General features: G+C 62.4%; 11 protein-coding genes. 8 read left to right on the top strand and 3 right to left on the bottom strand.

The annotated features are described in order from the left end of the window. Positions 1-71 precede the first annotated feature (71 nt). From HZR20_RS01555 to HZR20_RS01540, 4 genes are all read left to right on the top strand, one after another. Positions 72-1,430 (top strand): ABC transporter substrate-binding protein, encoded by a 1,359-nt coding sequence (locus HZR20_RS01555; protein WP_181684841.1) that lies wholly within the window; start codon positions 72-74, stop codon positions 1,428-1,430. 30 nt (positions 1,431-1,460) lie between these two features. Beyond that, positions 1,461-2,426 (top strand): carbohydrate ABC transporter permease, encoded by a 966-nt coding sequence (locus HZR20_RS01550; protein WP_181684840.1) that lies wholly within the window; start codon positions 1,461-1,463, stop codon positions 2,424-2,426. 2 nt (positions 2,427-2,428) lie between these two features. Then, positions 2,429-3,346, top strand: a complete 918-nt coding sequence (locus HZR20_RS01545; RefSeq protein ID WP_181684839.1) for a carbohydrate ABC transporter permease — start codon at positions 2,429-2,431, stop codon at positions 3,344-3,346. Between the two features lie 124 nt (positions 3,347-3,470). Then, positions 3,471-3,893, top strand: coding sequence for a hypothetical protein (locus HZR20_RS01540; protein WP_181684838.1), 423 nt, complete (start codon positions 3,471-3,473; stop codon positions 3,891-3,893). A gap of 422 nt (positions 3,894-4,315) precedes the next feature. Here the strand turns inward: HZR20_RS01540 and polX are convergent, their stop codons facing one another. Both polX and HZR20_RS01530 read right to left on the bottom strand, forming a co-directional pair. Continuing rightward, complete coding sequence (polX, locus tag HZR20_RS01535; RefSeq protein WP_181684837.1) at positions 4,316-6,052, bottom strand: DNA polymerase/3'-5' exonuclease PolX; 1,737 nt, start codon at positions 6,050-6,052, stop codon at positions 4,316-4,318. Beyond that, positions 6,049-6,504, bottom strand: a complete 456-nt coding sequence (locus HZR20_RS01530) for a DUF5788 family protein (protein ID WP_181684836.1) — start codon at positions 6,502-6,504, stop codon at positions 6,049-6,051. Before HZR20_RS01530 ends, polX begins: the two co-directional genes overlap by 4 nt. Before the next feature lie 134 nt (positions 6,505-6,638). On the opposite strand from HZR20_RS01530, the gene HZR20_RS01525 reads away from it, so the two are divergent. The 4 genes from HZR20_RS01525 to HZR20_RS01510 are packed head-to-tail and all read left to right on the top strand — an operon-like array spanning position 6,639 to position 10,633. Then, positions 6,639-7,613 carry a rhomboid family intramembrane serine protease gene (locus HZR20_RS01525; protein ID WP_181684835.1) on the top strand — a complete coding sequence of 325 codons (975 nt, stop codon included), beginning with the start codon at positions 6,639-6,641 and terminating at the stop codon, positions 7,611-7,613. Positions 7,614-7,616: 3 nt separating this feature from the next. Continuing rightward, positions 7,617-8,426 (top strand): endonuclease V, encoded by an 810-nt coding sequence (locus tag HZR20_RS01520; RefSeq protein ID WP_181684834.1) that lies wholly within the window; start codon positions 7,617-7,619, stop codon positions 8,424-8,426. A 54-nt stretch (positions 8,427-8,480) separates the two neighbouring features. Further along, the gene (locus tag HZR20_RS01515; protein ID WP_181684833.1) at positions 8,481-9,317 is read left to right on the top strand and encodes an SDR family oxidoreductase; all 837 of its coding nucleotides are present in this window, start codon (positions 8,481-8,483) and stop codon (positions 9,315-9,317) included. After that, a complete protein-coding gene (locus tag HZR20_RS01510; protein WP_181684832.1) occupies positions 9,314-10,633 on the top strand; it encodes a glycerate kinase type-2 family protein in 1,320 nt (439 codons plus the stop codon). Before HZR20_RS01515 ends, HZR20_RS01510 begins: the two co-directional genes overlap by 4 nt. A 24-nt stretch (positions 10,634-10,657) precedes the next feature. Here the strand turns inward: HZR20_RS01510 and HZR20_RS01505 are convergent, their stop codons facing one another. Further along, positions 10,658-11,695 (bottom strand): ArsA family ATPase, encoded by a 1,038-nt coding sequence (locus HZR20_RS01505; protein WP_181684831.1) that lies wholly within the window; start codon positions 11,693-11,695, stop codon positions 10,658-10,660. Position 11,696 lies beyond the last annotated feature (1 nt).

The raw sequence follows: 11,696 nt of genomic DNA, 5'->3' as shown, positions 1-11,696 counted from the left end.
TCTGGGCTCACGATTCAACATAAAAATTCTACCACAATTACTAAATAGGAGTACATTGAACACAGAAGTGTATGACAGAAGATACCAGTATCGGTAGCGACACCGTTTCCCGTCGGAGAGTTCTCGGAGCATCAGCCGGGCTTGCCATGGTTGGGTTGGCCGGTTGTGGCGGTGGCGACACGACGACCGAGGAGCCGGAAGACACGCCAGGTAACGGATCCGGGGACACTACCGAGGCGGAACCAACACCGAACGGTACCGAACTCGAAGTCCTCCACGCCTGGACTGGCGGGGACGGTGCGGCGGCCGTCGAGAAGTTGACCTCGATGTTCAAAGAGGAGTACCCGGATCTGGCGACCAACTTCCGGCCAATCGGTGGGACGGGGAACGTCAACCTCGACTCCGTCGTCGCGCGACGACTCGCCAACCGAGATCCGCCGGCGTCCTGGCAGGCCTGGCCCGGGCAGAACATCACTCAGTACGGTGGATTGCTGGCCAACATCACCGACGTCTGGGAGGAGAACGGCTACACGGACTCGATGAATTCCAGGGCGGTAACGGAGTCCAAACTCAATGACGAGTTTCGCTCGATGCCGCTGGGTTCCCACCGGATGAACAACCTGTTCTACAACGTCCACGTCTTCGAAGACGCGGGCATCGATCCGGATTCAGTTGACAGCCCGAGTGCGCTGCTCGACGCGTTCGAGACGATCGCCAGCGAGACCGACGCGGTCCCGATGGCTCACGCGATGTCGGGTCCGTGGACGACGCTGCAACTCGTCTTCCAGAACTTCCTGGGGATGCACGGTTACGACGCATACATGGACTACATCGATGGCGACGGCGACAAGGCACTGCTCGTCGAGGCCCTCGAGACCACCCAGGAGATGTTGTCAAATTACATCAATGAAGACGCCGCGACCATTAGCTTCACTGAAGGCAACCAGAAGATGATGGACGGGAATGCCGCAACGATTCAGCAGGGTAACTGGGCGTACGGCATGTACCGCGCCGAGGATAGTGGCGTCGAGTACGAGACCGACTGGGACTGGATGGAGTACCCCGGCACCGAGGAGATGTACATGATCCACATCGACGCGTTCACGTTCGCCCGGGACACGAACACCCCAGTCAAGCAGAAGATGTGGGCGAAGTTCCTGGGCACCAAAGACGCCCAAGTCGAGTTCGGTAACCGGAAGGGAACGGTCCCGCTCCGGACCGACATCGATACCAGTCGCCTGACGCCGTTCCTCGAGATGACCGCCGACCACCTGGCGAACTACGACCAGTTCCCGCCGACGATCGCCCACGGACTGGCTGTTTCGCCCGAGGCGCTGAGTGCCTGCAAGACCGCCATCGGGAACAACTTCAGTGGTCCGTACGACATCGAAGCGGCGGCGACCGGCCTGATGGACGCCGTCTCCCAGTAAAGCGACGAGTCCGATATACTCATTTCAATTATGGCAGGTTCACAAGACACGGTAGCTGGACCCGGTGCTAGCGGTGGCCACGCTACTGGAACCGACAGGCGCGAACGCTTACGGCGGTTTTGGAAGAGTGACTTCGTTCGATCTTCGCCGTTCTGGCTCATTCCGTTCCTACTGATGGGCCTTGCTGTCTATGGCGGGATCATCTGGAACTTCCTCATCTCGTTGACCGACTACGAGGGGTTCCTGCAACCGCCGGACTACAGCAACCTCGACTTCGAGATGTACGCCCAGGCGCTGGCGGACCCGGCCGTGTTTTCGACCGGCAGGAACACGTTCGTCCTGCTGGTCGCCTTTACGACCATCACGCTCATTTTGGGGATTTTCCTTGCGATCCTCATCGATAGCGATATCCGCCAGAAGAACACGGTCCAGACGATCTACCTGTTGCCGTTTGCACTATCGTTCGTCGTGACGGCACAGTTCTGGCTCTGGATGTACAACTTCCAGAACGGCCTCGTTAACACTGTTCTTGGTCTGTTTGGTCTCGGTCCCTACAACTGGATCGGGAACCCGGAACTGGTGTTGGGTGCGATCATATTCGCACTGATCTGGCAGTTCAGCGGCTACTGCATGGTCGTCTTCCTGGCCGGCTTGCAGTCGATTCCCAACGACCAGTTCGAGGCCGCAAAGGTCGACGGCGCGAGTATCATCAAGACCTACTGGCGGGTCATCATCCCGCAGTTGAAATCGGCGTCCGTAAGCGCGGCCGTCGTGTTGATGATCTTCGCGTTGAAGATCTTCACGTTCCTCTATGCGATGTTCGGGACGTATCGGCCTCCCAAGGGGACTGACGTGCTCGCGACGCTGATGGTCCGCGAGGCCTTTAATCTCCAGAACTGGGCGTATGCCGCCGCGATCGCGACCATCCTGCTGGCGATGGGACTGGCCGTGGTCGCGCCGTACCTCTACTACCAGTACAGAGCGAGGGCCCTGTAACAATGAGTCAAGCAACCACATCCGAACCTGACGGCGTCGCTCGCCTGTTGCCGGAGATCAGCTACCGCCGGCTCGGGCTGTACTTCCTGATCCTGGCCTTCGTGGCATTCTTCGTCTCGCCGATCTACACGGGACTGGTCACGTCGCTGAAAGCGGGTGGAGCCGCGACGACGCCGTTCCTCCCGCCGACTCTCGATAACTTCACGCTGGCAAACTGGGGGCAAGCGTTCGATCAGTTGAGTCGTGGGTTCGTCAACAGCTTCGCGATGGCGATCCCCGCGACGCTGCTTGACGTGATCCTCGGGAGTACGGCCGCCTACGGGCTGACCCTGGTCGACTGGCGTCGCCAGATGCCGGTCGTGTTGTTGTTCGTCTTCGGTATCTTCCTACCCTACCAAGCGATCCTTGTCCCGCTGAGCGACTTCTGGACCAACATGCTCCCGCTCACGGAAGGGTTGATCATCGAGGGTATCACGATCCTCCCGGCGAGCGACCGCTGGGGATCGCTGGCAGAGTTGACGATCACCCACGTCGCCTACGGGATCCCGATCTGTTTCCTCCTGTTCCGATCGTATTACAAGACGATCTCGAAGGAACTGGTCGAGGCGGCGAAGGTCGACGGGGCGAGCATCACGAAGATCTACACCCGCATCGTCCTGCCGCTGTCGAAGCCGATGATCGGCGTCGTGTTGATCTACCAGTTCACACAGATCTGGAACGAGTTCCTGTTCTCGCTGACTCTGATCGGGAGCTCTTCCGACCAGGCGGCGACGATCACGTTGATCCTCTCGGGGATCGGTGCAGACCTGAGCGGGGTCAACTTCCCGCTGCGGATGGCAGCCGCATTCCTGGCGGCACTGCCGACGATCGTTATCTACGTCTTGTTCGCCGAACAGTTCGCCGAAGGGATCGCGACCTAAGGTCCCTCAGCGAACCCCGCAGTCCGGTTGTCCACCACTCGTTTTCCATTTTTCACCCCGACAGCCACCGGTCCGGATCCGGCGAACGGCAACGTTTTGAGGTGGCTGGTCCAACGATTAACTCATGAGTGAGGCCTTCAGTCGAGGGAAAGCAGTGATCTGGGCGATCAGCTTGGGTATTCTCACCGCGTTCACTGCCGGCTCGATGATTTCAGTCAGTACTCTCCGCCAGGATATGCTGATCACACTGGTCTTGTTCCTCGTTTCATCGGCCGTCCTCTACGTCCTCGTCGTCAAAAACTGGGACCAGTGGGCGCGCGAACAGCCACTCGTTCGCATCGTCGTCTACTACGTCCCGCTGTTTTTCGGGACCGTTGTCCTCGATGCCACCCTTTCGTTCATTGTGGGCTGGCAGGGCCTCCTCACGACGGTGCTCGATACGCTCGTTGCGGGTCTCGTTTTCGCCGTCGCCGTCTGGCTGTCGTTCTACCGTGGGGCCGATCTTGTCCGCGAGTTCGTCGTCGAGAAACTGGATGCTGAGTGGTGAGCGACCGAAATAGAACTCTCTCGAAGGTACCTAAATTGATACAATTGCCGTCTCATACAGAATTCTATCATTCCGGATTGATTTGTTGAGACTGAACGGACTCGACGATTATTCGTCCAATTCTGTTTCGAATGTGCGTTAAATGGGCGTGAATGCTGGGGTTTCTGCTACCGGGATAGGTTTATGGCCGGGAGACGGTCGGAACCGGTCGATCACTCGATCTGGTACCGGTGGTCCAACTAAAATCGTAGTAGTGGCGCTATTTTCCTAGATTGCAGGGATACTGGTGTGTTTCTCTCGTTACTGGTCGAAAAAATCTCTCACACTTGACCTGGAAAACACTAAGGAATTTTAGATGTATATTGAACTTATGTATTTGCCTGTCAGACACTCTCGCAACCGTCGGTAAACTGCGTTCACTTTCAGGACAGGAACGATTTGACGTCCTCAATCGGCCAGGTATTGAGCACGTCGGCCGCTTCGGCCCAGCCACGGCGTGCCGTGTGAACGCCGAACCGAACGTACTCGTAGCTTGCCGGCCGGTGAGCGTCGGTGTTGACGGCGATGGTCGCCCCGGCGTCGATGGCCTGTTTGACCGCGCTCCCGCCCAGATCGAGCCGCTGCGGGTTGGCGTTGACCTCCAAGGCCGTGTCGTGGCCGGCGGCGACGGTTGCGAGGCGCTCGACGTCGAGATCCAGTCCCGGTCGACGGTTCAGATACCGTCCGGTCGGGTGGCCGATGACATCGACGTGGGGGTGTTCGGCGGCGGTGATCAGTCGGTCTGTCCCGTCGCCATCCAGCCCGGCGTGGGGTGAGGCGACGACGAGGTCCAACTCGGCGAGCAGCTCGTCGGCCACCGACACACTGCCGTCGGTTGTGATGTTTGCTTCCACGCCCGCAAAGACAGTGATGTCCTCGCGACTTTCGTCGAGCGCCCGTACTTCGGTGAGTTGCTCGCGGAGTTGTTCGTCCTCGACGCCAACCCCCCCGACCATCCCCGGCCCGGTCGCGTGGTCGGTGATCGCGACGTACTCGTCGCCTCGCTCGGCGGCCGCCTCGACCATCCCCTCGATCGTCTCGTTGCCGTCCGACAAGTTCGTGTGGACGTGGAGGTCACCACGGACGGCCTCGGTTTCGACGAGGTCCGGAAGGGAGTTCTCGGCTGCCGCGTGGACCTCGCCGCGGTTCTCGCGTAGTTCCGGGGCGATCCAGGGCAGCTCCAGCGCCCCGTACATCGATGGTTCGGTCTCGCCGGCGATCCGGTCGCCCGCCCGCTGGTCGTCGTCCTCGACGCCAGCCACGTCGAAGACGCCGTACTCGTTCATCTTCAGGTCGCGCTCGATCGCCCGGTTGCGGAGTGCAACGTTGTGGTCCTTGCTCCCGGTGAAATACTGTAGTGCTGCGCCGAACTCGGCGGGGGCGACGACCCGGAGGTCGATCCGGACGCCGTCGGTTCTGACGCTGGCTTTCTGGGTGCCGGCTTCGATGATTCGGTCGGCCCCGTCCCAGTCGGTGAAGGCGTCGACGACCGTCTGGGCGTCGTCACTCCCGACGAGTACGTCGACGTCGCCGATGGTGGCTTTCCAGCGCCGCAGTGAGCCGGCGAGTTCACACGCCTCGACGGCGTCGACGCGTTCCAGATATCTCTTTAGGGCTTCTCCGCGCGGTCGCGCCTCGCCCAGCAACTGGCGCTCGTGGGCTTGCCGGGCGAAGTCGATCCCCGCCAGGATGTTCTGTTCGGTTTTCGCGCCAAAGCCCGACACATCCTGAATCTCGCTGGCCTCGGCTGCCGCTTCGAGGTCATCGAGCGTTTCGATTCCAAGTGCTTCATGGAGCGACCCGACGGTCTTGGGACCGACCCCTTCGACGCTCGTCAGGGCGTCCATGTCGACGGGGAGTTCTTCGCGGAGTTCGTCCAGTTCCTCGATTGTCCCGGTTTCGACGTACTCGACGACCTTGCTGGCGATGGCGTCACCGACGCCCTCGATCTCCGTGACGGCATCTGCTCCGTCCTCGGCGAGCGTCGCGATGTCCCCCGGATAGTCTGCTATGTTTTCGGCCGCTCGGCGGTAGGCCCGGGGCTTGTACTCGACGTCTTTGGCGTCAAGGAAATCGGCGAAGGCTTCGAGCAGATCGGCGATCGATTCGTTCCCGCTCACGGGCCGACGCCTCCGTTCTGCGCTCGTCGATCGTTGGTGTCGTCCTGGCCGAGCGCTTGCTGTAGGAACCGCACCCAGCGCTTCCGATCGCCCATTTCGGCGGCCGCCCGTTCCTGTTCGAGATCGGCCGAGTCGAGGTCATCCAGGGCGTGCAATGCTCGGTCGATGCCGATGATCGACTCGACGAGTTGCTCGCCGGTCTCCCGGGATATCTCGGCGGATTCGAGCCGTTCCTTGCGAGCCACCCGCTCGCGTCTGAGTTTCGTCTTGACGTCTTCGACGCGCTCGCGGTGCGTCGAGGGGATCGAGTCCTGCTGTCTCGTCTCGAAGACGAACGCCTGCAAATCCAGGGACACCTCGTCGATTTCGATGGTCTCTGGAATCTCAGCCCCGACCGTGGCCCCCTCGCGTTCGACCCGTTCGAGGAGTTGCTTGCGCTCGTATGCTTGCACACCTATACTGCCGGGTGCAAGTGACAAAAACCTCTCCGTCGGGATGAGACAACTCCGGGCCAGCGGTCCGGCCTGCGCGAGTTCGGTCCCGGCAAGCACAATCTCTTTGCCCGAGGGTCCGTTACGGGTCGGCAATGACGACCTGTGACGTCTGTGGCACACAGACGAACATGCCGTATCACTGCAAACACTGCGGTGGGACTTTTTGTTCGGAACATCGCCTGCCCGAGAATCACGATTGTCCGGGGTTGGACGATTGGGGTGACCCCGATGGCGTCTTCGATAGCGGGTTCGATGAGAGCGTGACGACTGGCAGCGGTTCTACTACCAGCTCATCGACGAGCACGTTGAACCGCCTGAAGCCCGACACCGGGCCGGGTGGCGTCCTCGGGTACTTCCGAGGGAACATGACCTACGTGTTCCTGATCTTGATGGCTGTCACGTTCTTCGCTCAGGAACTGTTCAAGGCGTTTTTCGTCGAGTTTAGGGTTGCGCCCAGCGGTGGGGTCTACACCACGACGCCAGAGATGTTTGACCTCTATCGGAGTATTTTCACGCTCCAGCCTGGGCATCCCGAATACGTCTGGACGTGGGTCACCTCGATCTTTGCCCATGGCGGCGTCAGTCATATCGTCGTCAATGGGATCGTGATCTTCTTCTTCGGCCGACTGGTCGAGCAGTACATCGGATCCAGGGATTTCACGCTGCTCTTCTTGGGAAGTGGCGTCCTGGCTGGTCTCGGTCAGATCGCGATCATGCTCTTCCAGAGCGACGCGAGCGGCGTACTCGGTGCGTCGGGTGCTGCCCTGGCGATCATGGGCGTCCTGACCGTGTTGAACCCTGACCTCCGGGTGTACCTGTACTTCATCTTCCCGGTGCCGATCTGGGTACTGACGATCGGTCTGGTCGCGATCAACGTCCTCGGCATCTTCGGTACCGGCGGTGGCGGCGTCGCCAACGTGGCCCACCTCGTGGGGCTGGCGATCGGCCTGGCCTACGGCCAGCGCGTCCGGAGCCAGATCCGGGTCCCCAACCAGTTGCAGTTCGGCGGCGGCCCGGGCGGCCCCGGCGGGCCTGGTGGCCCAGGCCGTCGTCGCGGCCCGTTCTGAGCGATGGAGCCCGTCCGCTCCGAATTCGTTCCCGATCCGTCGCTGTCCCGCGAGGCGATGGAGTCCCTCCAGCGTGACATTGCCGACGCCGCCGTTTTCGACGATGATTTCGACTTCGATCCGGCGACGATCCGATTCGGTTCCGCTGTCGACCTGACGGACGACACCCAGCAACGACTCACGGGTGACGGACCGATCGTTGCGGGCGTCGATCAGGCGTTTCTCGATGACGGCGATCGTGCGTTGAGTGCCGTCGTCGCCCTGCAGAACGGCGACGTCGTCGAGCGCGCCCACGCCGTCGTCGACACTGAAATCCCGTACATCCCTGGTCTGTTGAGTTTCCGCGAAGGCGGGGCCATCCTCGCAGCGCTCTCGAATCTCGCCATCGAACCCGACTTGCTCGTCGTCGACGGCAGCGGCTGCATTCACTTCCGGGAGGCCGGGCTGGCGACCCATATCGGCGTGGTCGTCGACGTTCCGGCGATCGGTGTCGCGAAGAACCTCCTCTGTGGAACGCCAACCGAACCGATACCCGACCGCATGCCTGAGGGCGAGCGCATCCCTATCGAGGCCGACGACCGCGTCGAGACCGCCGAGACGGGCACCGTCATCGGCCACGCTGTCCAGACGCGCCAGTACGATTCGGGAACAACGTCGATCAATCCGTTGTACGTCAGTCCCGGCCATCGCGTGAGCGCGGTGACGACTGCCAGCATCGTGGCCCAGTGTGCTGCTGGATACAAGCTCCCAGAGCCAATGCGACTCGCCGACCGGGCGGCCGACCGGCACAAGCGCGAGTGCCTCGACGGGTAGCGGTTCGGCAACCGACCGCCAGGGCTTAAATCGGCGGCGGCCGAGCCAGGAGGTATGGACGATCGTATTGTACTCATCACCGGTTGTTCGTCCGGCATCGGCCGGGCTACTGCCGAACGGTTTCTCGACGAAGACTGGACGGTCTACGCAACTGCTCGCGACACTGACGACATCGCCGACCTCGCCGAGGCTGGCGCCGAAACAGCCAGCCTGGACGTGACGAACGCCCGCGCGGTCGAGCGTGTTGTCGACCGAATCATCGACGAGCAGGGACGGATCGACTGCCTGGTCAACAACGCCGGGTACGGACAGTTTGGCCCCGTCGAGGACGTGCCGACAGACGTGGTCGACGAGCAGTTCGATGTGAACGTCTACGGCCCACACCGCTTGACCCGGGCAGTTCTACCCCACATGCGCGAGCAAGGGGAGGGAACGATCGTCAACATCTCCAGCCTGTACGGTCGGATCACGACGCCGGGGATGGGCGTCTATTCGGCCTCGAAATTCGCCCTGGAAGCGATGAGCGACGCGCTGCGCGCCGAGGTCGATCCACACGGGATCGACGTCGTGCTGGTCGAACCGGGTGTCGTGGAGACGGACTTTGCCGACACGACTGATGCCACCCGCGACCGTCTCGAGGAATCCGGTGCCTACGAGGCGGTCTATGCGGGCCAGGACGATCGTCGGGCGATCGAGTACGACGGCCTGTTCGGCATCCCGCCCGAAGATGTCGCGACTGTCATCTTCGACGCCGCAGCGATGACTGACCCGGACCCACGCTACGCGATCGGTCGCGGCGCGAAGTTGATCCTGGCGTTGCGTCATCTTCCCGATCGGTGGCGCGACGCCGCCTTCCGGCTTTCACGGAAGGCGATGAGCCTCCGACGATGATCGGCGATCGCGATCGGCTGGCGGCGACGCCGGCCCACGATGTCGCACTCGATTGCATCGAGGCCGGCATCGAGGCGGCGACACCCCAGTGCGTCCTGCGTGAGTCGCTCTCGGTCGAGGGCGACGTGCTCACCGTCGCCGATACGGACTATGACCTCACGGCCTATGACTCGGTGATCGTGCTGGGCGGCGGCAAAGCCGCCGACCTGGTCGGTCGCGAACTCGAACGAACACTCGAGGGGTATCTCGACCGGGGCCTCATCGTCTCGACGAAGCCAGTCGCGACCGATATCGTCGAGACGACGGCAGGGAGTCATCCGATCCCGGACGAAGACAGTCTGGACGGTGCTCGTCGTGTCTTCCAGCGAGCGCGCGATCTCGGCGAGGGAACGCTCGTCCTCGCGCCGATCACGGGCGGCGGCAGCGCACTGCTCGCGCTCCCTACCGGTGACATCACGCTGGTCGATCTTCAGGAGACTACCGAGGAACTTATCGAGAGCGGTGCCTCGATTCGTGAGATCAATGCCGTTCGCAAGCACTGCTCGGCCATCAAGGGCGGTGGCCTGGCCAGGGCGGCCGCCCCGGCGACTGTCGTGGGCCTCCTCTTCTCGGACGTCATTGGTGGTGACCCCGGGGTGATCGCCAGCGGGCCGACTGCACCCGACGAGACGACCTACGCTGACGCCCTCGACATCCTGGATCGCTACGACGTTTCGGTCCCCGAGACGGTCCGTGACCATCTTGCGGCGGGGGCCGCTGGCCAGCGCGAGGAAACGCCGGCCACTCCAGAGACGCTCGCCCACGTCACCAATCACGTCCTCGCCGACACCTGGACGGCGCTGTCGGCTGCACGGGAGGTCGCCGCGGACGCGGGCTACGATCCGCTCGTGCTCTCCTCTCGTGTCCGCGGGGAGGCGACCGAGGCTGCTCTCTCCCAGCTGGCGATCGCCGAGGAATGTGCGGCGACCGGCACCCCCGTCGAACCGCCCGCGGTCCTCCTCTCGGGTGGCGAGACGACGGTCACTGTCACGGGCAACGGCGACGGCGGCCCGAATCTGGAGTTCGCGCTCCGGGTGGCCGTCGAGCAACCGGAGCGGATCGTCTGTGCCAGCGTCGATACCGACGGCGAGGACGGTGGCACCGAAATCGCCGGCGCGATCGTCGATGGCGAGACGCTTGACAACCCTCAGCGTGGCCGGGCAGCACTGGTGGAGAACGATGCGCTTCCTGTCCTTGAAGACAGCGAAGCAGTGATCGAAACGGGGCCGACGGGAACGAACGTCAACGATCTGCGTGCGTTCGTGATCGAGGAGTAGTGTCTTCAGAAACCTACAGTTGGGCTACTCCTCCAGACACGCAGCGACGATTCGGAGCAACTGCTCGCCCCGGACTTCGTCAGCAAACAGTGGCACCCGGCGCACGTCGTGGCCCCGGAAAACGTCCTGTGATCGTTCGAGTGCCGTCTGCTGGACCGACCAGCGGCGCTGGCAGAACTCACAGTCCTCGTGGTTCGGCGAGACGTACCAGTCGGCATCAATATCGGCCACGTCGGCCAGATCCTCCATAACGCGATTGACGACGACCGTCTCGACGGGGATGTCGAAGGTGGCGAGGCGATCGAGCAATCGCTCGGACTCCATGACGCTCAACTCCTCGGGCACCATGACGACCCGGAAGTCGGTCTTTGCAGGATCCTGAAGGATCGCACGGAGGCGTTCGATCCGCTCTCGAAGCACGCGAAGATCGTCGAGACCCTCCTCGATGTCCTCCTCGTCGGCGTCGCCGAACATGCCGGTGATGGTGCCCATCATCCCGCTCAACCGCTCGCGGAACGACAGGAATTTGCCAACCATCGAGTCCATGACTTCCGGGAGTTCGAGCAGGCGGAGCGTGTGGCCCGTCGGCGCGGTGTCGACCACCACGCGGTCGAAGCGTTCGTCGTCGAGATACCGGATCAGGAGGCGGATCGCCGCGGCTTCGTCGGTGCCGGGCATCGCGTTCGTGAACGGGTCAGTGACGTCTTCGCCCAGCAGCTGTCCGAGGCCGCCGAGTCCGCCGCCTTCGATTCCGAGCGGATCGTCGCCCAGCGCGGCCTCGGGATCGATCTCGGCCGCATAGAGTGGGATATCCTCGCGGATCCGTCCGGGTTCGGCTGGAATGTCCGTTTCCAGGGTGTCCGACAGCGAGTGGGCGGGATCGGTCGAGATGACGAGCGTCGCGGTGTCGTCGCGGGCGCTGGCGAGGGCTGTCGCCGCTGCCATCGTCGTCTTGCCGACCCCACCTTTGCCACCATAGAGGACGTATTCGGGCCCTTCGATCCCTGCCGGCACGGCAGATTCGTCGATTTCCTCGACGGCCTTGACGTCGATGTCGTTCATG

Source organism: Halorhabdus salina (assembly GCF_013839425.1).
Classification (GTDB): domain Archaea; phylum Halobacteriota; class Halobacteria; order Halobacteriales; family Haloarculaceae; genus Halorhabdus; species Halorhabdus salina.
This window is presented reverse-complemented; position numbering and strand designations above follow the sequence as displayed.